Annotated in this window: 21 protein-coding genes; 11 read left to right on the top strand and 10 right to left on the bottom strand. The window is 74.2% G+C overall.

Annotated features, from left to right (window positions below):
• Positions 1–44 precede the first annotated feature (44 nt).
• Positions 45–1,091 carry an SDR family NAD(P)-dependent oxidoreductase gene (locus ABD284_RS02085; RefSeq protein ID WP_344140351.1) on the top strand — a complete coding sequence of 349 codons (1,047 nt, stop codon included), beginning with the start codon at positions 45–47 and terminating at the stop codon, positions 1,089–1,091.
• Positions 1,092–1,168: 77 nt separating this feature from the next.
• On the opposite strand, the gene ABD284_RS02080 is transcribed toward ABD284_RS02085, so the two are convergent.
• From ABD284_RS02080 to ABD284_RS02070, 3 genes are all read right to left on the bottom strand, one after another.
• Entirely contained in the window at positions 1,169–1,735 is a 567-nt protein-coding gene (locus ABD284_RS02080) for a hemerythrin domain-containing protein (RefSeq protein ID WP_344140349.1), read from the bottom strand.
• A gap of 113 nt (positions 1,736–1,848) precedes the next feature.
• Positions 1,849–2,700: an SDR family oxidoreductase gene (locus ABD284_RS02075; protein WP_344140347.1), complete on the bottom strand. Its 852-nt coding sequence runs from the start codon at positions 2,698–2,700 to the stop codon at positions 1,849–1,851.
• A gap of 121 nt (positions 2,701–2,821) precedes the next feature.
• Positions 2,822–3,031 (bottom strand): DUF2795 domain-containing protein, encoded by a 210-nt coding sequence (locus ABD284_RS02070; RefSeq protein ID WP_344140345.1) that lies wholly within the window; start codon positions 3,029–3,031, stop codon positions 2,822–2,824.
• Between the two features lie 368 nt (positions 3,032–3,399).
• Between ABD284_RS02070 and ABD284_RS02065 the strand changes: the two genes are divergently transcribed.
• The gene (locus ABD284_RS02065; RefSeq protein WP_344140343.1) at positions 3,400–4,689 is read left to right on the top strand and encodes a multidrug effflux MFS transporter; all 1,290 of its coding nucleotides are present in this window, start codon (positions 3,400–3,402) and stop codon (positions 4,687–4,689) included.
• A gap of 164 nt (positions 4,690–4,853) precedes the next feature.
• Here the strand turns inward: ABD284_RS02065 and ABD284_RS02060 are convergent, their stop codons facing one another.
• On the bottom strand, positions 4,854–5,966 hold the full coding sequence (locus ABD284_RS02060) for an epoxide hydrolase family protein (protein WP_344140341.1): 1,113 nt from the start codon (positions 5,964–5,966) through the stop codon (positions 4,854–4,856).
• A gap of 93 nt (positions 5,967–6,059) precedes the next feature.
• On the opposite strand from ABD284_RS02060, the gene ABD284_RS02055 reads away from it, so the two are divergent.
• The 3 genes from ABD284_RS02055 to ABD284_RS02045 all read left to right on the top strand — a co-directional run bounded on the left by ABD284_RS02055 (position 6,060) and on the right by ABD284_RS02045 (position 7,832).
• Positions 6,060–6,710: a TetR/AcrR family transcriptional regulator gene (locus tag ABD284_RS02055; RefSeq protein ID WP_344140339.1), complete on the top strand. Its 651-nt coding sequence runs from the start codon at positions 6,060–6,062 to the stop codon at positions 6,708–6,710.
• 207 nt (positions 6,711–6,917) lie between these two features.
• Positions 6,918–7,247, top strand: coding sequence for an ArsR/SmtB family transcription factor (locus tag ABD284_RS02050; protein ID WP_344140337.1), 330 nt, complete (start codon positions 6,918–6,920; stop codon positions 7,245–7,247).
• 105 nt (positions 7,248–7,352) lie between these two features.
• Positions 7,353–7,832, top strand: a complete 480-nt coding sequence (locus ABD284_RS02045) for an SRPBCC family protein (protein WP_344140335.1) — start codon at positions 7,353–7,355, stop codon at positions 7,830–7,832.
• Positions 7,833–8,068: 236 nt separating this feature from the next.
• Here ABD284_RS02045 and ABD284_RS02040 read toward each other — a convergent pair whose 3' ends face one another.
• Both ABD284_RS02040 and ABD284_RS02035 read right to left on the bottom strand, forming a co-directional pair.
• A complete protein-coding gene (locus tag ABD284_RS02040) occupies positions 8,069–9,382 on the bottom strand; it encodes a hypothetical protein (protein ID WP_344140333.1) in 1,314 nt (437 codons plus the stop codon).
• 1,599 nt (positions 9,383–10,981) lie between these two features.
• The gene (locus tag ABD284_RS02035; RefSeq protein ID WP_344140331.1) at positions 10,982–11,653 is read right to left on the bottom strand and encodes a class I SAM-dependent methyltransferase; all 672 of its coding nucleotides are present in this window, start codon (positions 11,651–11,653) and stop codon (positions 10,982–10,984) included.
• 568 nt (positions 11,654–12,221) lie between these two features.
• On the opposite strand from ABD284_RS02035, the gene ABD284_RS02030 reads away from it, so the two are divergent.
• Positions 12,222–12,575: a protein-tyrosine phosphatase family protein gene (locus ABD284_RS02030; RefSeq protein ID WP_344140329.1), complete on the top strand. Its 354-nt coding sequence runs from the start codon at positions 12,222–12,224 to the stop codon at positions 12,573–12,575.
• A 329-nt stretch (positions 12,576–12,904) separates the two neighbouring features.
• Here ABD284_RS02030 and ABD284_RS02025 read toward each other — a convergent pair whose 3' ends face one another.
• Both ABD284_RS02025 and ABD284_RS02020 read right to left on the bottom strand, forming a co-directional pair.
• A complete protein-coding gene (locus ABD284_RS02025; protein WP_344140327.1) occupies positions 12,905–13,363 on the bottom strand; it encodes a carboxymuconolactone decarboxylase family protein in 459 nt (152 codons plus the stop codon).
• Positions 13,364–13,607: 244 nt separating this feature from the next.
• The gene (locus ABD284_RS02020; RefSeq protein WP_344140325.1) at positions 13,608–14,528 is read right to left on the bottom strand and encodes a sigma-70 family RNA polymerase sigma factor; all 921 of its coding nucleotides are present in this window, start codon (positions 14,526–14,528) and stop codon (positions 13,608–13,610) included.
• 490 nt (positions 14,529–15,018) lie between these two features.
• Here ABD284_RS02020 and ABD284_RS02015 point away from each other — a divergent pair, with 490 nt between their 5' ends.
• A complete protein-coding gene (locus ABD284_RS02015; protein WP_344140323.1) occupies positions 15,019–15,750 on the top strand; it encodes a sugar isomerase domain-containing protein in 732 nt (243 codons plus the stop codon).
• Between the two features lie 295 nt (positions 15,751–16,045).
• Positions 16,046–16,900 carry an SAM-dependent methyltransferase gene (locus ABD284_RS02010; protein WP_344140321.1) on the top strand — a complete coding sequence of 285 codons (855 nt, stop codon included), beginning with the start codon at positions 16,046–16,048 and terminating at the stop codon, positions 16,898–16,900.
• Positions 16,901–17,788: 888 nt separating this feature from the next.
• On the opposite strand, the gene ABD284_RS02005 is transcribed toward ABD284_RS02010, so the two are convergent.
• Positions 17,789–17,968 (bottom strand): hypothetical protein, encoded by a 180-nt coding sequence (locus ABD284_RS02005; RefSeq protein ID WP_344140319.1) that lies wholly within the window; start codon positions 17,966–17,968, stop codon positions 17,789–17,791.
• 303 nt (positions 17,969–18,271) lie between these two features.
• Between ABD284_RS02005 and ABD284_RS02000 the strand changes: the two genes are divergently transcribed.
• A complete protein-coding gene (locus ABD284_RS02000) occupies positions 18,272–19,249 on the top strand; it encodes an ABC transporter ATP-binding protein (RefSeq protein ID WP_344140317.1) in 978 nt (325 codons plus the stop codon).
• On the top strand, positions 19,246–20,064 hold the full coding sequence (locus ABD284_RS01995) for an ABC transporter permease (protein WP_344140315.1): 819 nt from the start codon (positions 19,246–19,248) through the stop codon (positions 20,062–20,064). Before ABD284_RS02000 ends, ABD284_RS01995 begins: the two co-directional genes overlap by 4 nt.
• 73 nt (positions 20,065–20,137) lie before the next feature.
• Here ABD284_RS01995 and gndA read toward each other — a convergent pair whose 3' ends face one another.
• Positions 20,138–21,580 carry an NADP-dependent phosphogluconate dehydrogenase gene (gene gndA / locus ABD284_RS01990; RefSeq protein ID WP_344140313.1) on the bottom strand — a complete coding sequence of 481 codons (1,443 nt, stop codon included), beginning with the start codon at positions 21,578–21,580 and terminating at the stop codon, positions 20,138–20,140.
• Positions 21,581–21,889: 309 nt separating this feature from the next.
• On the opposite strand from gndA, the gene ABD284_RS01985 reads away from it, so the two are divergent.
• Entirely contained in the window at positions 21,890–23,077 is a 1,188-nt protein-coding gene (locus ABD284_RS01985) for an oxygenase MpaB family protein (RefSeq protein WP_344140311.1), read from the top strand.
• The last annotated feature ends 138 nt before the right edge of the window (positions 23,078–23,215 follow it).

The raw sequence follows: 23,215 nt of genomic DNA, 5'->3' as shown, positions 1-23,215 counted from the left end.
GGGGCCGCGGCGGGAGCACGGCCGCGTTCGCGGGCCGAGCTGCGGTGGCGGGCACCGCGGCCGCCGCGGGGGCGGCGGGTCTCGCCGCCCTGTGCCGGAGGCGCGGCGAGGCCGACATCGCCGGGTGCACGGCGCTGGTCACCGGCGGCTCACGCGGCCTCGGGCTGCTCATCGCCCGGGAGCTGGGGCGGCGCGGCTGCCGCGTCCTGGTCGCGGCGCGCGGCGCCGACGCCCTCGACGCGGCAGTGGCCGACCTGCGCGGCGAGGGCGTCGACGCCCGCGGCCTGGTCTGCGACCTCGCCCGGGACGCTGAGGTGACCGCCCTGGCGGCGCGGATCCGCGACGAGTACGGCGGGGTCGACGTCCTCGTCAACAACGCCGGGGTCATCCGCGTGGGACCGGCCGCCGCCATGTCGGAGGACGATGTCGCCCAGGCGCTGGACACCATGTTCTGGGGGCCGTTCCGGCTCACCCGCGCGCTGCTGCCGGGGCTGCGCGAGCGCCGCGGCCGCGTCGTCACCATCACCTCGATCGGCGGCAGGATCAGCGTGCCGCACCTGCTGCCCTACTCCTGCGCCAAGTTCGCCCAGGTCGCGCTCTCACGCGGCCTGGACGCCGAGACGGCCGGCAGCGGCGTCCGCTTCACCACCGTGGTCCCCGGGCTGATGCGCACCGGGTCCCACCTCGGCATCGAGGTCACCGGCTCGCCGCGTGCGGAGTACACCTGGTTCGCCGCAGCGGCGGGTATGCCGGTGCTGTCCATGGACGCCGAGCGGGCGGCGCGCGCCATCGTCGCGGCCGCGCTGCGGGGACGCCGGCACCTGGTCCTGACCCCGGCGGCCCGAGCCGCGCTGATCGCGGACGGCATCAGCCCCGGGCTCGTGCAGGCGGCCCTGCGGACCACGGCCCGGCTGCTGCCGCACGGGCAATCGCCCGCCGTGCGCACCGGCGCGCAGGCCCGCCGGCAGACCGGGGTGTTCCTGCGGGCGCTGACGCGCCTCAACGACAGGGCGGCCCGGCGCTTCAACCAGGTCCCCGCGCAGCGCGGCGGCGCAGGGGGCGCGGGCGGCCCCCGCGGACGCGAGGGCTGAGGAAGGGCTCCGCGGCCCGCGTCCGCAAGATCACCGCCGCCCCGGTCGGGGCCGGGGCGGCGCTCCGCTCGGGCGGGTCAGCGCCCGCCTCCGGAGACCGCGTCGCGCATGCGGTCCACCAGACCGGCGCCGGGGTCGAGGATGCGGTTGGCCGGCGGGGTGTCGGGAGCGTTGGGGTGCGGACGGGTGGGCGCCCACTCCTTGGCCTGCAGGACCTTGCTGCCCAGCTCGGCCAGCTCCTGTTGGCCGCACGCCTCGCGCAGCCGCGGGAGCAGGTCGTTCTCCTCGTCCTGGACGTGGTGCCGGATGTCGGACATGAGCGTGCTCAGCAGCTCCTCGAACCGCGGGTCGACGGGCTCCAGCCCGGACAGCTCGCTCATCACCCGCTCCGCCTCGGCGTGCTCCCCGATCTCGTGGTCAGCGATCTCGTCGCCGTCGGGCAGCGCCTTGCGCGCCGCCGGGTACATGTACTGCTCCTCGGCCACCGAGTGGCGCACAAGCTCGGTGATCACGTGCTCGACCATGCCCTTGCGCTTGGCAGGGTCTCCCGCGCCCTGCTCCAGCTGGCTGAACACGCCCTCGACGGCGCGGTGGTCGGCGACGATGACCTCGATGAGGTCGGTGGTGTGCCTGGTCTCTGCCATTCCGGCTCCCTTGTCGGATCGCGGTTCACGTGCGCGGTCAGGGGCCGACTGCCCCCATTCCCGCGGTCGAATCGCCGTCACATCCGGCCGTCCGGGCCCTCGGCCCCGCCGGCTCAGCCCGCCTGGATCTCGCCCCCGGTCGGCGCCAGCACCTCACCGGTGTAGTAGGACGACAGCCGGTTGCTGGCGAAGAAGACATAGGAGGGCGCGATCTCGTCGGGGTCGGCGGCGCGGCCGATGGGCGCCTGCCCGCCGAAGCCCTCGACCTTCTCCTCGCCCAGCGTCGAGGGGATCAGCGGCGTCCACACCGGCCCGGGGGCGACGCAGTTCACCCGGATGCCCTCGTCCATGTAGTGCTGGGCCAGCGAGTAGGTGAGGTTGTGCACGGCGGCCTTGCTGGTGGCGTAGTCGATGAGCGTCTTGTTGCCGCGCAGCCCGTTGACGGATCCGGTGATCACGATCGAGGCGTCCGGCGCGAGATACGGCGCCGCGGCGCGCAGCGTCCAGAACACGCCGAAGACGTTCACCTCGAAGGTGCGGCGCAGCTGCTCGGTGGTGAGCTCGGCGAAGTCGGACACCGGCTCCTGCGTGGCGGCGTGGGCCACCAGCACGTCGATGCGGCCGAACTCCGCCACCGTGCGCTCGACCATGTCGGTGCAGTGCCCCTCGTCGGCCACGTCGCCGCGGATCAGCAGGCTCTCGCGGCCCGCGCGCCCGACCAGGCCGGCGGTGTGCTCGGCGTCGTCGTCCTCGCTGAGATAGCCGATCGCCACGTCGGCGCCCTCCTTGGCGAAGGCGGCGCACACGGCCCGGCCGATCCCCGAGTCGCCCCCGCTGACCAGGGCTTTCTTGTCGGCGAGTAGATCACGGCCGGTGTAGTCGGCCATCTCGTCGCGCGGCCGGGGCTGCATCGGCTCCGTCGCTCCCGGATGGGACTGCTGCTGTGCGGGCGGCTGCTGGCTCATGGTCGGCTCCCTGCTGGTGCTGTCGGCTGCACCCCGCGCGGCCGCTCGGCCGCCGCGCGGGAGGTCGCGTACGCGGGACCGCCCGCCCGGAGACCGGGCCGGCGGCGCCCGCGGCGGGCCGTCACTCCGACGACTCCCCGGTCACGTCGGCGATGTCGCGGCTGACCTCGTTGGGGCCGCCGTACCGCTGGCGCGGCAGCCGCTTCAGCGCGTCGATGACCCCTTCGTCGGCGTCGTGGGCCTTGGCGTGCTCCACCAGGCCGTCGCGCGTGGACGGGTAGTCGGCCCCGGACAGGGCCTTCTGGACCTCGATGAACGTCGGCTCTGCCATTGCGGCCTCCTTCGCCGAACCTCTGTGCATGCGGATAGGGACGCGCCTACCCCCGGTCGGCGAGCCCATGCCCGGCGGTTCGGCTCGGAGGAGGCCCCGTGCCGGCGCTGCGGCCGGCACGGGGCCCGGGGGTGAACGGCGCGCGTCGGCCCGGTCACCGCGCACCGCTGTTGCCGGGGTCACACCGCGATCGCCGATGAGCCGGGAACAGTTCGCGGGTCCGAAGTGCTGAAGCTCAGGCATTCACCGCAAGACCGAACCGGTCACAGGCTCCGCTGGTTCGCATGACCCTCGCGCTCCGGGCGGCACGCGACCGCGGACGGTGACGTCCCACGTTGCTCGACCTACGGGAAGGCCGGAACGAGACAGTGGCGGTATCCAGCACCCACTCAGCTCACACGGACGACGGTTCAGCCCAGGCGCCGACCGCGGCGCCGGCGGAACCGACTGGCCTGCAGCGCCTTCGGCTGATCCTCGTCCTGGGCGCGCTCGTCGCGCTCGCCCCCCTCACGATCGACATGTACCTGCCCGCTCTGCCGGAGATCGGCCGGGATCTCCAAGCACCGTCCTCCGCGGTGCAGCTCACCCTCACCGGCACCCTCCTGGGCCTGGGTCTGGGACAACTGCTCATCGGCCCGCTCGCGGACTCGGTGGGCCGGAGAATCCCCCTGATCTCGGGAACCGTCCTGCACATCTGCGCCTCGCTGCTGTGCCTGGTGGCGCCCAACATCGCCGTGCTGGGCGTGCTGCGCGTCGTGCAGGGCGTGGGCGCGGCCGCGACGATGGTCGTGGCCCTGGCCGTGGTCCGCGACCTCTTCAGCGGCCGCGCCGCCGCCACGACCCTGTCGCGGCTGATGCTGGTCATGGGCGCGGCGCCCGTCCTCGCGCCGACCCTGGGCAGCACCGTCCTGGTCGCCGGGTCCTGGCGGTGGGTGTTCGGCGCCCTGGCCGTCCTCGGCGTGGTGCTGCTGGCGGTGGCCGTGCTGGCGCTGCGCGAGACGCTGCCCCCCGAGCGCCGGATCGCCGGCGAGGTGCTGCCCGTCCTGCGCACCTACAGGTCGCTGCTGACCGACCGGGACTTCGTGGTCCTGGTGCTGGTGGCCTCGCTGGCCATGTCGGCCCTGTTCTCCTACGTCTCGGGCGCGTCGTTCGTGCTGCAGGAGCAGTACGGTCTCGACCAGCAGCAGTTCGGGTTCGTCTTCGGCGCCGGCGCGATCGCCGTCATCGGCGCCTCCCAGCTCAACGTGGTGGTGCTCAACCGCCTCAGCGCCGAGCGGATCGTGCTCTACGCGCTGGTCGCCGCCGTGGTGTTCGGCGCGGTGCTGATGACCGTCGCCTTTACGGGCGCCGGCGGGATCGTCGGCCTGATGATCCCGCTGTGGTGCATGCTCGGCGCGGTCGGCTTCGTGATGCCCAACGCTCCGGCGCTGGCGCTCTCGCGGCACGGCGAGGCCGCGGGCACGGCCGCGGCGCTGCTGGGCGCGGGCCAGTTCGGCCTGGGCGCGCTCATCGCCCCGCTCGTCGGCGTGCTGGGCAACGACGGGCCGGCCATGGCCACGACCATGACCGGCGGCGCCCTCGTCGCCCTGGCGCTGTTGACGGTCTCGCTGCTCAGCGGGCGCCGGGTGCGGAGCGCCGCTGCCGTCGCGGGCTCCTGAGCCGCGGTTCAAACCGCCGCAGGCGGCGGTCCGCGGCCGGGCCGCGGACCCGTACGGCCGGTGCGGACGACGGGGGCCCGTACCGCAACCGCGGGCGGGCGGAGGCGCCGAGGGGCGCCTCCGCCCGCCCGCTCTGCTGTGAGCGGAACGGCGGCCGCGGCGCCTCAGCCGAGTTCGGCGAAGAACTCCCGGATGTCGCCGGCGAGCACCCCGGTCGCCTGGTGCGCGGCGTAGTGCCCGCCGGCGCCGTAGGAGTTCCACCGGACGATCCCGGCGTGGTCGCGCTCGGCGAACCGGCGGATGGAGACGAAGTCCCCCTCGAACATGGCCAGCGCCGTGGGTGCGGTCGTGGGACCCTCGGGCCGGGCGTCGTCGTGGGCGTCCTCGTAGTAGAACCGGATCGACGATCCCGAGGTCCCGGTCAGCCAGTACAGGGCCACGTTGGCGATCACGAACTCGGCGTCCACCGTCTCGTCGAAGAGCTGCGCCTGCCAGGCGAGCAGCCCCAGCGGCGAGTCCGCGAGCGCGTAGGCGAGCGTCTGCGGCTGCTGGCTGTGCAGGGAGTTGAACGAGAACTTGTTCTCGTAGAACCACTGGAGGTGCGCCAGCGCCGCCTGGTCCTGCCCGCTCAGGTCCGCCATCTCCGCGGGGTCCCCTGTGGGGAAGGAGAAGAGCTGGGTGACGTGCACGCCCGCCACTCGCTCCGGTGCGATGCGGCCGACCTCGGGCGAGATCATCGAGCCGCCGTCGTTGCCCACGGCGCCGTAGGCCGAGTAGCCCAGCCGCTCCATCAGCTCGGCCCACGCCCGCGCGGTGCGGCGGGTGCCCCAGCCCGCCTCGCGCGTGGGCCCGGAGAAGCCGAATCCCGGCAGCGACGGGATCACCAGGTGGAAGGCCGGCGTGTCCGCGGAGTCGGGGTCGGTCAGCAGCGGGATGATGTCGAGGTACTCCAGCACCGATCCGGGCCAGCCGTGGGTGAGGATCAGCGGGAGCGCGTCGGCGCGGGGCGAGCGGACGTGCAGGAAGTGGATGTTCTGGCCGTCGATCTCGGTCGTGGACTGCGGGTAGGAGTTCAGCCGCCGCTCCAGGGCGCGCCAGTCGAACCTCTCCAGCCAGTAGGCGGCCAGCTCGCGGACGCGGTCGCGGGGCACGCCGTAGGCTGCGCCGGAGCCGGGGACCTCCTCGGGCCAGTGCGCGCGGCGCAGCCGGTCGCCGAGGTCGTCCAGGGCGGTCTGGGGAATCTCGACGCGGTAAGGGCGGATGCTGTCGGCGGACATGGCGACTCCTTCTGCCAGAGCGGAATACTCTGTTCCGCTGTTGGTTCGACTGTAGCAGAACGGAATGATCCGTTCCAGTGTTAGGATGAGGGCATGCCGAATCCGACCGAGGCCGCCGACTTCTCCGGACGCCGTGCGCAGGCCGCGCGCAACGACTCCGCGATCGTCGACGCCGCCCGCGCCGTGTTCCTGGACGATCCCAAAGCCCCCGTCTCCGCGGTCGCCTCGCGGGCGGGAGTGGGGATAAGCGCCCTCTACCGCCGCTACGGGGGCAAGGAGGACCTGCTGCGCCAGGTCTGCCACGACGGTCTGCGCCGCTACATCGCCGAGGCCGAGCAGGCTCTGGCCGAAGACGACGACTGGCAGGCCTTCACTTCGTTCCTGGCCAGGATCGTCGACGCGGACGTGCACTCCCTGACCGTGCACCTTGCCGGGTCCTTCGAGCCCACGGCCGAGATGGGCGCCGACGCCGCGCGCTCCAGCGAGCTGGCCGAGCGCCTGACACGGCGCGGCCACGCGTCGGGGCGCCTGCGCTCCGACTTCACCCCGGCCGACATCGTGCTCGTGCTGGAAGGGTGCGCGGCCCTGCGGTTCCCCGATCCTGAACGGACCCGCCGGTTGCGTAGGCGCTACCTGGCGCTGCAGCTCGCCGGACTGGACACCGCGGCCGGAGCGGCGCGCGACACCGGGCTGCCCGGCCCGCCCGCGAGCGAGGAGGAGCTGGGCTGGCGCTGGCGGCGCTGAGGGCCGATAGCCGCGCGAACGACACCGGGGCGCGGCCGTACACCGGAGTACGGCCGCGCCCCGGTGCGTGCGGGCGCCGTGGGAAGCGTTGCGCTCGGCCGGTCGAGGAGTCGGCCGGCCGCGGGGTCGGGGGGCGAGGGGATTGACACCGGACTCGCTGCGCTGGATACTCAACCTGCAAGTTGATAAACGATGAGGTTGAATACGATGGCCGATGACGAGCTGAGCGCGACGTTCGCGGCATTGGCCGATCCGACCCGCCGGGCCGTCCTCGCCCGGCTGGCGCGGGGAGAGGCCACGGTCAACGAGCTCGCCGCACCGTTCGACATCAGCATGCAGGCGATTTCCAAGCACCTGAAGGTCCGAGCGGGGCTGATCTCCCGCGGGCGCGACGCGCAATGGCGGCCCTGCCGGTTGGAGCGGGCGCCGCTGGAGGCCGCGTCGGGCTGGATCGACCGCTACCGCGAGATCCAGCGCGACCGTATGGACCGCCTCGATCTGGCCATACGAGGGCTCACGGGCGAAGGGGACGGATGACGGACAGCAGGCGAACGGCACGGAGCCGAGCCGGGCGGAGCCGCCGCGCCGGCGGCGGCGGGACCGGCGCAGGAAGCGCCGAGAACACGGAGAGGGAGCAGGACCATGACTGACACCACCGAGATCATCGTCGAGCCGGGGCGGCAGGACATCGTCATCACGCGGGTCTTCGACGCGCCGCGCGAGAAGGTCTTCGCGGCGCTGACCGACCCCAGGCTGGTCGCCCAGTGGTGGGGCGCCGGCGGGCCCGGCGAACTGGAGATCTCCGAGTTCGAGGCCCGCCGCGGCGGCACCTACCGCAACATCAGCCGCGACGAGACGGGCACCGAGTACGCGTTCAGGGGGGTCTTCCACGAGGTCCTGGCGCCCGAGCGGCTCGTGCACACCTTCGAGTTCGAGGGCATGCCGGGCCACGTGGCGCTGGAGTGCACGGACCTGGAGGAGCTGGAGGACGGCAGGACCAAGTACACGGAGCTCTCGATCTACCAGTCGATCGAGGACCGCGACGGCATGATCGCCTCGGGCATGGAGCACGGCGCCCGCGCGGGGCTGGAGAAGCTCGCCGAACTGGTCGAGTCCTCCTGAGCCCGGGCGCCCGCGCCCTCCGGTGAACCGCCTTGCGCGGCGGCCGGAGGGCGCTCGCGTGCGCGGACTCTCAGGGGCGGGGTGGGGCTGGGATCGGGGGCTGGGATCGGACTCGGACGCCGGGATGAGGCGGCCGGGTGCGGTCTTCGGTGACGGGGCCCGGGATCAGGGGAGGGGGTCAGAGGGGGTCACAGGGCGGGGGTCACAGGGCGGGGGTCAGCGGGCCGGTGATGGCATCAGGGAGTGAACAGCGAGTCGGTGTCGGCGCCGATCGCTTCGAGCACCCGGCCGGTGAAGTACACGGTGCCCAGCACCAGGACGCGCCGGCCCAGATGCGTCAGCAGGTCCGGCGTGACCTCCTCCGCGCGCACGCGCACCCAGTCGGCGGGAAGCTCGGCCGAGAACGTCAGGTGGGCGTCGGGCAGCTCGGCCGCCGTGACGCGCTCGCCGGCGAGCGCGTCGACCGCGCCGGATACGTCCTTGTGGTCGGGCAGGCACACCAGCACGTGGTCGGGGCCTCCCCAACGCCGCCGCGCGTGCTCCAGCGCGGCCGCCACGCCTGCACGCTCGATGGCGGAGTCGACGATCAGTTCGGTGGGGCCGGTGCCGGCGGAGTGGTGGGGGCCGGGGGAAGGATGGGGGCCGGGGGCGACGCTCCGGTCCGCGGGCCGGTCGAGGACGTGGTGGGAGAGCCGGCCGGGCAGGCGGACGCTCGCCAGCACCCGGCGAAGGCGCTCGGGCTCGGGCTGGGCCCGTCCGAGGACGGCGAGCAGCCTCCGGGCGGACGCATACCCCAATTCGGCCGCCGAGCGGCCCAGGCCCTCGGGCAGCAGCGAATCGGGAGCGCCCGCCTCGCCCGGTTCCAGGCGCTCGGGGCGCACTCCGCCCCCGGTGCGCGCGGCGAGCGCCGCGTGGGCCGCGGCCTCGACCCCGGCCTCCAGCGGCCCGTGCACGGACGCGCGCGTGCCGGGGCCGGCTGCTCCGGCCTTCTCCTCGGCGATCTGGCCGACGGTGTCTCCCAGCACGCCCAGGTGCTCGCCGAAGACGGTGGTCAGCGCGACCGCCGCGGGGTCGAACAGGCTCACCTCGTCGCCGCGGCCGCCCATGCCGGCTTCCAGCACCAGCAGGTCGGCGCCCTGATCGCGGGCGTAGAGGGCACCCGCCGCCAGGAACAGCCCGCTGGGGGAGAGGTAGCCCGACCGCGGCGGCGGAAGATGACGCACGGCCTCGTCCAGCTGGTCGGCGAGCCGGGCGAGGTCGGAGGCGCCGATCGCGTTCCCGCTGAGCCTGATGCGGTCGCGCGGTCCGCGGACGCCCGGGCTGGTGACCGTCACGACGCGGGCGCCGGAGGCAGCCAGCGTCGCCGAGGCGTAGGTGGCGCAGGTCCCCTTGCCCTTGGAACCCACCACGGCCAGCACCGGCGTGTCCGGTGCGGGAAGGTCCAGGACGGCCAGCAGGTCGGCCGCCCGACCGATGTCGCGCCGCTCGCCTGCCCCGCGCCGGAGCCACTCCCGGAAGAACACACCGGGCGCCTGCGCGACCACGTCCACCTCGTTTCCCCGTTCCCCGTTGCGTGATGCGTGATGCGTGTCCGTAGTGTGCGTCCCCGTCCGGGCGGTACGCCCGCGAAGACCCGCGCCGGAGACCTTTCGCCGAGCCCGCCGAGACCGATCTCGCCCGGACGATTCTCGCTCATGCCCGCCGGAGGTCGAGCCTACGGCGACGTCCCGCGACGTCGCAGCAGTCACCGACCCGAAGGGTGGTGAAGGACGGCGCCCGCGTTCATCGGTGGGGGTGATGGCCGGTTGCGCGTGCGACGGGGGCGGCGAGGGCGGTGGTGGGTCGGGCCCGCGTTCACCGGTTGGGGTTGTGGTGGGTTGCGCGTGCGACGGGGGCGGCGAGGGCGGTGGTGGGTCGGGCCCGCGTTCACCGGTTGGGGTTGTGGTGGGTTGCGCGTGCGACGGGGGCAGCAAGGGCGGTGGTGGGTCGGGCCCGCGATTACCGGTTTGGGTGCTCGCCGGTTGCGCGCCTGACGTCGGCAGCAAGGGCAGCGGACGGCCGGGCCGGCGAACATCGGGTCGGATGATCGCCGGTTGCTCGCCCGTCGTGGCGGTGGCATCCGGCGTGAGGCTGCCGTCCGCTGCCGACCGGGCGCGCGGTGGGGGGCATTCGAGGCCCATGATCCCCACGAGTGGCGACGAACCAGCCTTCCGCCTCACAGCAGTCCCTCAGGCTCCCGCACGCCCTCTCCAGTGGGGTGATTTCTGCCTCTGTGTCCGAATTGCACCCCAGGGAAGCTCCTTCGCACCGGACCGCGGGGCGACGAGACCCGCCGGATGCACCCCTCAGTGGCCTCGGGGCGCCGGTTTGCGCGGTCTCGTCGCCGCGCGGGGCCGACCCAGGGCATCTGATTCCGACAAACCTGACGATTCGCCCTGAATGTTTTCGCATAGTGGAAGTGCATCGGTGCGGTCATGCCGTCCTGCGGATCGCGCCGGTCTCGTGTCCGCCCAGGAGTGAACGGCGCGTCGGTATGCCCGAAATATCCGATCCCAATGGCGGTACGTCCTGCCCCCGCTTCGCACCCCCTGCATTCCCCGCCCCCGAACCACCCACCGTCCTTGCTGCCTCGTCGGGGTGCACGACCGGCGGGCACCCGAACCGGTGGGCGCAGGCCTGACCATCCGCCGCCTTCGCTGCCCCGTCGCTTGCCCGACCGGCGAGCACCCCTACTGATGGGCGCAGGATCAACCACCCACCGCTCTTGCTGCCTCGCCGCATGCCCGACCGGCGGGCACGGGGAGCGGTGATCGCAGGCCCGACCACTCACTGCCTTCGCTGCCCCCGTCGGACGCGCCACCGGCGAGCACCCTTACCGACGGGCGCGGGCCGGGCCCGCCGCTGTTATCGCTGCAGACGTCGCGGGCTCGACCGGCGGGTACGGGGACCGATGATTGCGGGCTCAGCCACTCGCTGCCTTCGCTGCCTCGTCGGGTGCGCGACCGGCGGGCATGCGAACCGATTGGCGCGGGCCCGGCCATCCGCTGCGCTTTTTCCGCGGGGCCGCCTTCCACCTCTGTCCCGCTCCCGCTATCCCGTTCTCCCCGCTATCCGGTGCCAGCGGCTCGGGCGGGGACGGCCCGGAGCGGTCATGTCGGTTTGCGCGCGCTCAGCCGTTCGATGAAGCCGCCTTTGGAGCGCTCGGCGGACTCCACGATGAACCCGTGCTCGCGTACCTGGACGATCGGGCGGCGCATGAAGCGCTCGCCGCTGCCGGGCTGGGTGCGGGCGGTGACCCACTCGACGGCTCGGAGGAACCAGCGCAGCGGGGGGAACGTCGGGCGCACGTGGTCGAGCAGCAGCAGGCGCCCGCCCGGACGCAGGACCCGGCGCATCTCGGCGACGGACGCGCCGACGTCGGGGACCGAGCACAGCGAGAGCGTGGCCACCACGGAGTCGAAGTGGGCGTCGGGAAACGGAAGGTGCTCGGCGTCGGCCTCACGCAGCGCGGCAACGTTCTCCATGCCCTGCGCGCGCCGCCGGGCGATGTCGAGCATCCGCGGACTGAGGTCGATACCGGTCAGCTCGACGTCCTCGGCGTAGAGCCCCAGGTTGCGCCCGGTGCCGACGGCCACCTCCAGGGTCCGTCCGCGGGCCTGCCGACACACCCACGAACGGCCGTCGCCGACCATCATCCGCTCGATGCGGTCCATCCCCCGGTCATAGGTGGGAGCCTGGCCGTTCCAGTGGGTGCGCATCGCGTCCAGCACGGCGTCCGGATCGTCGGGTCGCCGGGAGTTCCCGGAGTTGGGTCGGGACATGGCCGATTCCGTTCCGTCGCAGGATGGCGGAGGCCGCCAGTGGTGGCACCGGTGTACCCCTCTTGCTGGGGCAACGCAATGACGAGCCGACCGGTTCCGCGCGTCGTCGGCTGCCAGGCTCCGCCGGCCGCCGCAGGAGCCCCCGGCGCGGTCCGCGGCCGCTACGCCCGGACCCGGCCTGGGCGTACGCGGGGGCGGATTGTCCCGCGTTCCGGTCGGGCGCCGGGGCGCGGCAGGCGGGTCATGACCGGAATGGGACACGCCCTCCCACGCCCTCCCACGCCCGCCGGGGACCGACACGGAGCGCCCTGCCCGGCTAGTCTGGCGAACCGTCGGCCGGCCGAGCGGACTGAGCCGGGCGAGCAGGCCGAGCAGGACAGTGCCCGCGATCCGCGCCGCCTGTCCGCGCCGCCTGTCCGCATCGCCCGCCCGTCCGCATCGCCCGCCCATCCCCACCGCCCATCCGCACCGCTGGGAGGACGCCGTCGACTCCGCGCAGGCTCCGTGGCCGCCCGCGACGCCGGGCCTGCTCCGCATGCCGTCGGGAAAGACCGTCCGCGGCCGGGCGATGCGCCGCCCCCTCCCCGCGGGCCCTGAACCGGACTTCGGCATCTACCTGCGGTCCACCCCGACCGGGTCGGTGACCTGGGAGTCCGTGTGGCTCCGTTGGCCGGACATGTGGCTGCCCGCCGACCGCGCCGCCGCCCGTGAGGCCTTGTGCGACGCCTGGTCGCGCGCCTCCGCCCAGCGCGTCGAGGTCGCCTGCCGCGGCGGCCGCGGGCGCACCGGTACCGCCTTGGCCTGCCTCGCCGTGCTGGACGGAGTGCCGCCGCGCGACGCCGTCGCCTACGTCCGCGAGCACTACGCGCCTCGCGCCGTGGAGACTCCCTGGCAGCGCGCCTACGTCGCGGCGTTCAGTTGAGGGACTGTTGCATGTGCCGGTGCGCGCGTTCAGTGGTAAGGGCCCGTGTGCACCAGCAAATGTCGACCCCCGGAACGGTCGGCGCGTCGCCGCCGAGCGCGGAGGTCGACCCGCCGGGGTGGCCCGCGACTACGGAGCGCGACCCGGCCGACAGACCATTAGCGCGATCGCGATGGTGCGGCTGACGGTCACACGGTCGGCCGGTCCGAGCTCCCGCTGGAGCAACCGACCAACCGAACGCACTGTGTGATCAACCGTAGAACCCACAGGCTCTGAGAGCGCCCACCACCCCGCAGACCCGTTCATCTGCCGACCCGCCGCGACCGGCATCAGGAGGGAGTGTGGGAGCCCGGCACCATGCGGGTGGTGACCGCGATCCGATTCCAGGCGTTGATGGTCGCGATCGCCACGACCAGGGACGCGAGTGTCGGCTCGTCGTAGTGGCGGGCCGCCTCATTCCACACGGGGTCGGGCACCGGTTCGGGCCGGTCGGCCAGGCGGGTGGCCTCCTCGCTCACGGCGAGTGCAGCGCGCTCGGCCTCGGTGAACAGCGGCGACTCGCGCCAGGCCGCCACCGCGAAAAGACGCTCGTCGCTCTCGCCGGCCTTCTGGGCGTGCTTGCTGTGCAGGTCGACGCAGAAGGCGCAGCCGTTGATCTGGCTCGCGCGCAGCTTGACCAGGTTCAGGGTGGCCGTCGGCAGCGGGCTCTGCGCAAGGAACCGCTCCAACCCCGCCATCGCCTCGTAGGCGGTCGGCGCCTGCTCGAAGACGTTCACGCGTTCGGTCATCGAATCTCCTCTCTTTCTCTGCGTTTCTGCATCACTGCTTCTCCGACCCTGCGGCCCCTCGACCCTGCGACGTTCCGCCCCTCCGGCTCTCCGGCTCTCCGGCCACTCGGGCGCCGGTGTCCGGTACCGGCGGCCCCGGATCGGATCCGGACCCCGGCCCCGACCCGGTTCCGGCTCCGGCCCCGAACCCACATCCGGATGCGGTCTCGGACTCGTGGACCGCGCGATCGGCCGCCGGTCCGGCTCAGCCGTCGCCGTGGCGGTCACCGGCGGTCCCACCGGCCCATTTCAGCTTCTCCGGGTTCCGTACGCCGGCGATCTCGACAATCCGGCCGCCGGACACCGCGAACGCGATGACGCTGTCGGTCTGCCCCTCCATCTCGCCGACCAGCCCCGGGCGCCCGTTGACCGTGGCCGGGCGCAGTTCCAGCGCCGCGCCGTAGCGGCTCCGGATGCCCAGCATGAAGCGCGCCACCTTGTGCGCTCCCACGATCGGGCGGAGCGCGCTGCGCACCACACCGCCTCCGTCGGAGCGCATGACGACGTCGGGATCCAGCACCGCGACCAGGCCGTCCAGGTCGCCGCCGCGCACCGCCGCCCGGAACGCGTCGACGATCCTGCGATGCTCGTCGGCGTCGACGTCGAAGCGCGGCGCCCGCTCGGTGACGTGCTTGCGGGCGCGTGCGGCGAGTTGGCGGCAGGCCGCCGGCGTGCGCCCCACCACCTTCCCCACCTCGGCGAAGGACAGGCCGAACACGTCGTGCAGCACGAAGGCCGTGCGCTCAGCGGGGGAGAGGGACTCCAGCACGACCAGCATCGCCATGCTCATCGACTCGTCCAGGGTGACCCGGTCGGCCGGGTCGCCGTGCTGGACCAGCGGCTCGGGCAGCCACTCGCCGACGTACTCCTCCCTGCGGCGGCGCGCCGAGCGCAGCGTGTCCAGAGCGAGCCGGGAGACGGCCGTCACCAGCCAGGCGGCGACGTCGCGGATCTCCTCCTGCTCCGGGTCGCGCTGGGCGCGGTCCAGCCGCAGCCAGGCCTCCTGCACCGAGTCCTCTGCTTCCTCGACACTGCCCAACAGCGAGTAGGCGACCGACAGCAGACGCGGGCGCAGGGCACGGTACTCGGCCGCGTAGTCGGCGGCGATGTTCGTTTCGCTGTCCACGCCATGAGGACGAAACGGGGGGCTCCCGTGTGACATCGGCCTGCTCCCCTCCTGGGCTCCGAGACCGATTCTTTCGGACGACCGGCTGCTCAGCTCCAGGTTCCTCGGTCCCGGTGAACGATCGTCGCCGCCCCTCCCGGGTTCCGCCCCTCCCGGGTTCCGGATCCCGCGGCGCCGCCACTCCGACGCCGCCCCGGCTCCAGCCCGCTTCCAGCCCGCCTTCCGCCCGCCCCGGCCTTCCCCTCCCGCCACTGCACCCTTCCCGGCGCGGTGCCGGCGGCGGCGCGAGGGCGGGGGCGCGTTGACGCGGCCGGCATCGAGGGGAGAATCTGGTATCTGGTATAGACCGGACCGTACCGGGAGGCGGCTCACAGGGCCCCCGCGCCGGAGGCCCGGAAGGACCGTCCGTGTCCGGGCCGACGGGAGCGGCCGGGCCGGCCGCCCGCTGCTCGCAGTGGGCACGCCACCACAATCACGCCGAAAGGAATCCATGACCCAGGAAGCGGACTTCGGGGCGCTGATGCGCGATCGGCTCGCGCTCGTCCAGGAGCGCAACGCCGCGGCGCTGGCCGAGGTCGCCGACGTGCTGATGGAGCGGGTGGTCGAGGGCGGCGGGGTCGTCCTCGCCGCGGGTGCGGGCCACTCCTTCAACGCCGTCACCGAGGCCTTCTACCGCGCTGGAGGGCTCGCCACAGTGAAACCGCTGCACGCGCCGGAGCTGCTGCCGGTCAACGGTGCGTCCTCCAGCACTGCGGCCGAGCGCAAGCGGGGACTGGCCGCCGAGGTGCTGGCCCGCGCCAAGCCGGAGGCGGGCGACGTGCTGTTCGTGTTCTCCACCTCGGGCGTCAACTTCTATCCGGTGGAGTTGGCGCGCGAGGCCGCCGACCGCAGAATCCCCGTCGTCGCCGTCACCTCGCGGGAGTGCAACGCCGCGGCGCCCCCGCGCGCCGGCAGCACCCTCAGCGAGGAGGCCGACCACGTGCTCGACACCTGCGTGCTCCCCGGCGACGTCTCCTACCCGCCCGCAAGTCCCGAGACCGGCGCCGTGTCCAGCCTGGCCAACGCCTTCCTGTGGAACCTGCTGCTCGCCGAGCTGCACTCCCGTGCCGCCGCGGCCGGGATCCGCCTGCCGCTGTGGCGCTCCTCCAACATGCCCGGCGGCGACGAGGCCAACGCCGGCCTGCTGGAGCGGTATCAGTCCCGCGTGCCCGAGCTGGGGTGAGCGGGGCTGCGCGCTGCGGAGCCGCGGCGCCCCTGCCTCCTTCCCCCCTGAAGTGCCGCGCCGCGGCAGCCCGGCGTACCCGCACCGGGAACCCCCCGTAGGTGCCCGCTGCGCCCCGTCCGGTCCCTCCTCGGGCCGGACGCGGCGGGCGCCGTGCGCGGGGGGTCACCGGGCCACCGCCCGGCGCCGCCGCTTGCTGCTAGAAAGGGACACTGCGGCGGTGCTCCCCTTAGGTCCGCTTAGGTCCGCGCACCGCCGGCGCACGTGCAGCCCTCCACCTCCCAGGGGTCATGCGATGAACCGTCCAGGCGACGACACCTCCGACCGGTCCGCGGAAGTCCCGGCGACCGGCGCCGCCCAGATACCCGACGTCGACACCACGGTCCCGCACACCGGCCGCGTGTGGAACTACTGGCTCGGCGGCGAGGACAACTTCGCCGCCGACCGCGAGCTCGGCGACCGCATCCGCGAGTTCCTGCCCACCGTCGTCGAGCTCGCCCGCGCCGACCGCGACTTCCTCGGCCGCGCCGTCACCCACCTGGTCGCCGAGGCCGGTATCCGCCAGTGCCTCGACGTCGGCAGCGGTCTGCCCACCGCGGACAACACCCACGAGGTGGCCCAGGCGGCCGCGCCCGAGTCGCGCATCGTCTACGTCGACAACGACCCGCTGATCCACGCGCACGCCCGCGCGCTGCTCGCGGGCACCCGCGAGGGCGCCACCGACTACGTCCACGCCGACCTGCGCGAGCCGGCCGCCGTGCTGAAGGCCGCGTCCAGGACGCTGGACCTGAGTCGGCCGGTCGCGCTGACCATGCTCGGCGTCGTCGAGCACATCCCCGACGACCAGCACCCGTACGAGATCGTCGGCCGCCTGGTGGAGGCGCTGCCCTCCGGGAGTTACCTCGTCCTCGCCCACGACACCAGCGTCGTGCACGGCGAGGTCTCCGAGGAGGCGGTTCGCCGGTGGAACGAGAGCGCTACGCCGGGCATCACGCTGCGCAGTCCCGAGCAGATCCGCCGCTTCTTCACGGAACTGGAGATCCTGGAGCCCGGCGTCGTGTCCACCTCGCGCTGGCGGCCCGCGCCCACGGCCGACGGCGGGGCGCCGCCCGAGGTCGACGCCTTCTGCGCCGTCGGCCGCAAGCCCTGAGCCGCGCCGCCAACCGGGCGCTCGGTCGCCGGCGACCGAGCTGCCTCTGAGCCGCGCGCGTGCGCCGCCGCTCGCGTCCGCACCCGGTCCGCCGTCGCCGCACGTCCCCCGCCCGCTGTCCTCGCCGTCACCTCCACGCGCGGACGCGGCCCGCGCGCGGCGGTTGCGCCGCCGGGCCGGGGCGAAGGCGGCGTGGACCCGGCCGACTCCGGCGGCGAGCACGGCGGCGTTGAGCGGTGCCATGGCCGGGACCGGAAGCAGTGGGCCGATCTCCGCGCGCCCGCCGTGCTCCCCGACGCAGCACAGCGTGACGGTGTAAACGGGGCCCCGCCCGGAGGCGACGGTCGAGCCCGAGCCCATCGGTTCGGGCGCCCGCCGGTTACGCACCCGACGGGGCGGCGAGGGCGGCGGGTGGGCGGGCCTGCGGTCGTCGGTTCGGGTACCCGGTGGGTCGCGCATCCGACGGGGCAGCGAGGGCGGCGGATGGCCGAGCCCGAGCCCATCGGTTCGGGTACCCGCCGGTGGCGGTCGCGACGAGGCGGCGAGGACGGCGGACGGTCGAGCCCGCGGTCCTCGGTCCCGGTGCCCCGCCCGGAGGCGGTCGCGTCCACGACCACCACCGGCTCGGGGCGACGCTACCGGGTCTCCTGTGCACCTGCGCCGTGGCCGCAACCCGACCACGGCCGCCACCACGGTGCTGTGGCGGGGCGACCGCCCCGCGGCGCGGTCGGCCCTCGTCGCGCCTGCCTCACAGCCGCACCGCCTCGATCAGGCGGCCGTGGGCGTCGAACTCCGCCTCGCCAAGCGCGGGGCGAGGCGACGGTGACGCCGACGCGAACGGCGTCCCCGGAGGCGCGTCGCGCTCGACGCGCTCGCCGGGAATCCGGTCTACTCCAGCGCGATGGCCATCAGGTCCTGCACGCCCTCCAGCGCGGGAGCCTCGCCGAGCGTGAACGCCTGCGCTTGCTCACCCTCCGCCGCGCTCACCCGGACGGGCGCCGGCTCGCCGAGCCCTTCGCCCGTATAGGCGGACGCGTCGAGCCGGTCCGGGTGCTGCGGGTCGCGCACCGCCGGCGTGCCGACGCCGCGCGCGGGGCGGCAGGGGAACGGTCCGGCGGGGCCGTGAATTCACGCGCGAATTCGATCGCGGCCGAACCTCCAGGCAGGGGGGTGGAAAAAGGCGCCCGGGCGGCGCTCGGCGGCCGGATTCGGGGCGGCGTTTTCGCAGGTCAGAAAAACGTGAACGTGGTGTTCGCATTTGCTTTCCAAGAACCCGCGGATCCAGAATCGATTCGTTCCTCGGCCGCCCCCACCAGGGGGTGTCCCAGTTGTGCCCGGAATTTCCGGGACGAGAATCCATGGAGGGGCGAGATGATCCGTGCCCGGGGGCTGACCCGGAGCTTCAAGGTCAAACGAGAGCGGGTCGAGGCGGTGCGCGGCCTGGACATCGACGTCGAACCGGGGCAGCTCGTCGCGTTCCTCGGTCCCAACGGGGCGGGGAAGTCGACCTGCCTGCGCATGCTCACCACACTGCTGCCGCCCACCTCCGGGACCGCCACGGTGGCCGGGTGCGACATCGCGGCCGATCCCGCGGGTGTGCGCGCCCGGATCGGCTATGTCGGCCAGCGCAGCGGTGCGGGCGAGAACTTCCGGGTGCGCGACGAGCTCGTCAACCAGGGCCGCTGCTACGGAATGAGCCGCGCGCAGGCCCGCCGGCGCGCCGACGAGGTGCTGGAGACGCTCGACCTGGTCCCGATGGCCCGCCGCACGCCCTCGACGCTGTCGGGCGGCCAGCGGCGCCGCCTCGACATCGCGCTGGGGCTGGTGCACCGCCCGCCGCTGCTGTTCCTCGACGAGCCCACCACGGGGCTCGACCCGCACAGCCGCGCGAGCGTGTGGGAGTACATCCTGCGGCTGCGCGAGCACTACGGCACGACCCTGTTCCTGACCACCCACTATCTGGAGGAGGCCGACACGATGGCCGAACGCGTGGTCGTCATCGACGGCGGACGCGTCATCGCCGACGGCACCGCCGACCGGCTCAAGCGCGACTTCGCCGGCGACCTCGTCTCCGTCGAACCCGCCGACGCGGTCGACCTCGCGGCGGTCGCCGACACGGCGGCGCGCATGTTCGGGCCCGGACAGGTCGCGACGGGGAACGGCGGACGCGTCGAGGTGCGGGTGCCGCGCGCCGACGCGGCGCTGCCCGCGCTCCTGCGCGTCCTGGAAGGCGCCGGCGTCACGGCCGCCGCCGCGGAGACCGCGCGGCCCACCCTCGACGACGTCTTCCTCGCCCTGACCGGCCGCAGCCTGGAGGAGTCCGAGCGAGCGGAGGAGGCCGCCGCATGAACGCACCCGCGAGCTACTCGCCCACCACCGGCTCCGCGGAGCCCCGGCCGCACCGGGGCGGCTCCTTTCTGCACGACACCTGGACGGTGCTCCTGCGCGAGGCCGGCCCGACCGTGCGGGAACCGGTCGGCCTGGCCTTCACCATGGTCCAGCCGCTGCTGTTCCTGTTCCTGTTCGGCCCGCTGCTGGGCGGCTCGGGCGGTTTCGCCGGCGGGCAGCCGCCATGGCAGTGGTTCGTGCCCGGCGTACTGGTGCTGCTGTGCCTGTTCGGGCCGATGATGGCCGGCTACACGCTGCTGGTGGAGCTGCTCGGCGGCTCGCTGGAGCGGATGCTGGTCAGCCCGCTGAACCGCACCGCCATGCTGATCGGGCGGACCCTGAAGGAGTCGGTGGTGCTGGCCGTGCAGGCGGTGCTGATCGTCGCGCTCGCGCTGCCGCTGGGGTTCGAGCTGCACCCGCTGGGCGTGCTGGCGGGGCTCGCGCTGCTGACCGTGTTCGGCGTGGGGCTGGGCGCGCTGTCGTTCACGCTGGCGCTGGCCTCCCAGCCCAACGGCGAGCTGTTCTACGGCGTCACCCAGATGCTGCTGTTCCCGCTGCTCCTGCTATCGGGCGTGCTGCTGCCGCTCGACTCCGGGCCGGCCTGGCTGCGGGCGGCCGCCGCCGTCAACCCCGTCGCCTACATCGCCGACGCCGAGAGAGCGCTGTTCGCCGGGCGGTTCGCCGAGGCGGTGGTACTGCACGGAGCCCTGGCGGCCGCCGCCGTGGCGGCCGCGGGACTGGCCCTGGGGACGCGCGCCATGCGGCGCGGCGTCTGACCCGCGGCCCGCACGCGGCGGGCCGGCAGCCCGGGGCCGGGACGCGACCCGGCCCCGGAGCGCTCGCGGGCGCTCAGTCGGCGCGCTCCTGGGTGCGGTCGCCGCCCCAGAGCGTGTGGAAGACGCCGTCGCGGTCCACGCGGCGGTAGGTGTGCGCTCCGAAGAAGTCGCGCTGGGCCTGGGTGAGGGCGGCCGGCAGCCGGTCCGCGCGCAGCCCGTCGTAGTACGCCAGCGCCGCGGAGAACCCGGGCGCCGGGACGCCGTGGCGCAGTGCCGTGGCCGCGACGGCCCGCCAGTCGCCCTGGGCGCGGCCGATCTCCGCCGCGAAGTCGGCGTCGGCCAGCAGCGTCTCCAGACCGGGGGCGGCGGCGTAGGCCGAGCGGATGCGGTCCAGGAACGCCGCCCGGATGATGCACCCGCCGCGCCAGATCGCCGCGATCGCGCCCAGGTCGAGGTCCCAGCCGTACTCCTCGGCGCCCGCGCGCAGCATGTGCCAGCCCTGGGCGTAGGAGACCAGCTTCGACGCGTAGAGCGCCTGCTCGACCTGGTCGGCGAATCTGCCGGCGGCGTCGGTGTCCATGGCCTCGGCGCGGGGGCCGGGCAGGCCGGCGCCCGCCGCGCGCAGGCTCGTGTGGCCGGAGAGGGAGCGCGCGAACACGGCCTCGGCGATGCCCGAAACCGGCACACCCAGCTCAAGCGCGGTCTGCACGGTCCAGCGCCCGGTGCCCTTCTGCTCGGCGCGGTCGGCGACCACGTCGACGAACGGCGCGCCGGTCTCGGCGTCGGTGTGGGCCAGCACCTCGGCCGAGACCTCCATCAGGTAGGAGTCCAGCCGCCCGCCGTTCCAGGTCCGAAACACCTCGGCGATCTGCCCGGGGCTGTAGCCGGCGACGTCGCGCAGCAGGTGGTAGGCCTCGCCGATGAGCTGCATGTCGGCGTACTCGATGCCGTTGTGCACCATCTTGACGAAGTGTCCGGCGCCGTCGGTGCCGACGTGGGTCGTGCAGGGCGAGCCGTCGGCCGCCTTGGCGGCGATGGTCTCCAGCATCGGGCCCAGCGAGTCGTAGGCCTCGGCGGAGCCGCCGGGCATGATGCTGGGTCCGTGCAGCGCGCCCTCCTCGCCGCCGGAGATCCCGGCGCCCACGAAGTGGATGCCTCGCTCGCGCAGCGCGCGCTCGCGGCGGCGGGTGTCGGCGAAGTGGGCGTTGCCGCCGTCGACGATGACGTCGCCCTCGTCGAGCAGCGGGGCGAACTCGGCGATGACGGCGTCGGTCGCCTCGCCCGCCTTGACCATGGTGATCAGCCTCCGGGGCCGCTTCAGCGAGGCGACGAAGTCCTTCGCCGACTCGGCGGGCCGGAAGGCGCCCTCGCCGCCGAACTCCTCCACGAGAGCGCGGGTCCTGGCGGGTGTGCGGTTGTGCACCGCGACCGAGTACCCGCTGCGGGCGAGGTTGCGCGCGAGGTTGCGGCCCATCACGGCCAGGCCGGTGACGCCGATGTCGGCCGGTGTGTCCATTGCTGCCCCCTGCTGGACGTGTGCGGTCCCCCGAGCCCGGAGGCCGTTCTGTGCGCTGTCTGCGCCTGCACATTAGGCGCTGCCCGCGCGCGGACGCGCGATGCGCGGGCGGTGTCGCGCTGTGGCGGGCGACACGTGCGCGGGCGCGAGGGGCCGAGCGCGAGGGACCCGGGCGGTGGGCGGCCGCGGCGGTGTGTAGGGTGCCCGCGCGGCGCCGCACGCGCGCCGCGCGTGCGCGGCTTGCCGCCGTGCGGCGACGACCCGCGCCGCTGTGCCCCGCGCACGGCAGCACCCTGCAGAGAGGTCCGGATGTCCGACCGATCAGTCCCCGCCGCCCCGATGCGCCTGCGCGAGCCCGAACAGGCGGCCCGGGAGCACGGCGAGTCCCGGGTCGCGCTCCTCGCCGAGAGCCTGCGCACCGGCGACCCGGTCGCCGACGCCGCCTTCGCCGAACTGTCCGCCGGCGGCGCCGCGGCCCGCCGCACCTTCGCCGCGGGCCTGCGCGACGGTCTCGCGTCGCTGCCGGAGGCCCCCGACGGGATCGCGGAGCTGCTGCGGGAGTCGGAGGAGGCGGTCGCCGGGGCGGACCGGCAACTGCTGGAGCGGGGCGACGTCGCCAGCATCGCCATCGACCCGTTCTGGAGCCGGATCGCGCTCGCCCTGGGGTCGCTGGTGCACACCTACAGCGCACCGGCGATCGCCCGGGTCCTCATCGGGACCGGCAAGCTCACCGAGTCCGCCGGGCGGCGGCTCGGCGAGACGGGGCTGTGGCGCACCAACGCGATCCTGCCCGGCGGCCTGCTGCGCGGTGCGCCCGGCTACGTCGACACGGTCCAGGTCCGCCTCCTGCACGCCCGTGTCCGCGCGGCAGCGCAGCGGCGCGGGTGGGACGCCCGGCGGTGGGGTGTGCCCATCAACCAGGCCGACGCCGCGCGCACCTGGCTGGACTTCACCGTCGTGCCCTTCCGCGCGCTGGAGAAGGTCGGCATCGTGCTGACCGGGGACGAGGAGCGCGACCTCTACCGCTACTGGCGCCACCTCGGGGCGCTGCTGGGCGTGGACCCGCGCTTCTGCGCCGACGTGGTCGACCACGCATCGGCCGAGCGGGTGCTCGGGCTGCTCGAAACGGCCAACGGCCGTCCGGACGAGACCGCGGGCGCGCTCGTGCACGCCCTGCTGGACGCGCTGGCCACGGGCCCCCTGGGTTCGGTGCTGCCGCTGCAGGGCGGCGCCGTCAGGCGGCTGCTGGACGCGCTGACCCGGCTGATCCAGGGCGACGAGCTCGCCGACGCGCTGGGGCTCGGCGCCGAGGACGCGACCCCCTACGTCCCGCTGCTGGCGATGGCCAACACCCGGGTCCGCCGCTGGGAGCGGGCCAACGGCGAGTCGTGGCGTCAGGCGCTGGCCGAGCACATCGAGTACCGCCGCGGCGAGTTCGCGTACCTGCCGGGCGCCGAGTACCGCGACGAGACGGCCGGGGAGGCCGGGCAGGCCTGAACGCTCGGCTGGCCGCCTCCGGCCAGCCCGGCGACGCCGATCGGCGCGGTCCTCTAGCGTTGCGCAGCAGGGCCGTCCTGCCGTTCCGGGCGTAGCGGGCAGGGCGCGGGCGCGCCGCCGGATTCCGTCCATCCGGCG

The sequence above is a fragment of the Streptomonospora arabica genome (genome assembly GCF_039531585.1).
In the GTDB taxonomy this organism is placed as follows: Bacteria; Actinomycetota; Actinomycetes; order Streptosporangiales; family Streptosporangiaceae; genus Streptomonospora; species Streptomonospora halophila.
The sequence above is the reverse complement of the archived record's forward strand: the minus strand, read 5'-3'. Positions and strand labels throughout refer to the sequence as shown.

Excerpts from the sequence above, each read along its gene's own strand:
- ABD284_RS02080 (WP_344140349.1), bottom strand. The coding sequence starts at position 1,735 with ATGGCAGAGACCAGGCACACCACCGACCTCATCGAGGTCATCGTCGCC.
- ABD284_RS02075 (WP_344140347.1), bottom strand. The coding sequence starts at position 2,700 with ATGAGCCAGCAGCCGCCCGCACAGCAGCAGTCCCATCCGGGAGCGACG.
- ABD284_RS02070 (WP_344140345.1), bottom strand. The coding sequence starts at position 3,031 with ATGGCAGAGCCGACGTTCATCGAGGTCCAGAAGGCCCTGTCCGGGGCC.
- ABD284_RS02060 (WP_344140341.1), bottom strand. The coding sequence starts at position 5,966 with ATGTCCGCCGACAGCATCCGCCCTTACCGCGTCGAGATTCCCCAGACC.
- ABD284_RS02055 (WP_344140339.1), top strand. The coding sequence starts at position 6,060 with ATGCCGAATCCGACCGAGGCCGCCGACTTCTCCGGACGCCGTGCGCAG.
- ABD284_RS02050 (WP_344140337.1), top strand. The coding sequence starts at position 6,918 with ATGGCCGATGACGAGCTGAGCGCGACGTTCGCGGCATTGGCCGATCCG.
- ABD284_RS02045 (WP_344140335.1), top strand. The coding sequence starts at position 7,353 with ATGACTGACACCACCGAGATCATCGTCGAGCCGGGGCGGCAGGACATC.
- ABD284_RS02035 (WP_344140331.1), bottom strand. The coding sequence starts at position 11,653 with ATGTCCCGACCCAACTCCGGGAACTCCCGGCGACCCGACGATCCGGAC.
- ABD284_RS02030 (WP_344140329.1), top strand. The coding sequence starts at position 12,222 with ATGCGCCGCCCCCTCCCCGCGGGCCCTGAACCGGACTTCGGCATCTAC.
- ABD284_RS02025 (WP_344140327.1), bottom strand. The coding sequence starts at position 13,363 with ATGACCGAACGCGTGAACGTCTTCGAGCAGGCGCCGACCGCCTACGAG.
- ABD284_RS02015 (WP_344140323.1), top strand. The coding sequence starts at position 15,019 with ATGACCCAGGAAGCGGACTTCGGGGCGCTGATGCGCGATCGGCTCGCG.
- ABD284_RS02010 (WP_344140321.1), top strand. The coding sequence starts at position 16,046 with ATGAACCGTCCAGGCGACGACACCTCCGACCGGTCCGCGGAAGTCCCG.
- ABD284_RS02000 (WP_344140317.1), top strand. The coding sequence starts at position 18,272 with ATGATCCGTGCCCGGGGGCTGACCCGGAGCTTCAAGGTCAAACGAGAG.
- ABD284_RS01995 (WP_344140315.1), top strand. The coding sequence starts at position 19,246 with ATGAACGCACCCGCGAGCTACTCGCCCACCACCGGCTCCGCGGAGCCC.
- gndA (WP_344140313.1), bottom strand. The coding sequence starts at position 21,580 with ATGGACACACCGGCCGACATCGGCGTCACCGGCCTGGCCGTGATGGGC.
- ABD284_RS01985 (WP_344140311.1), top strand. The coding sequence starts at position 21,890 with ATGTCCGACCGATCAGTCCCCGCCGCCCCGATGCGCCTGCGCGAGCCC.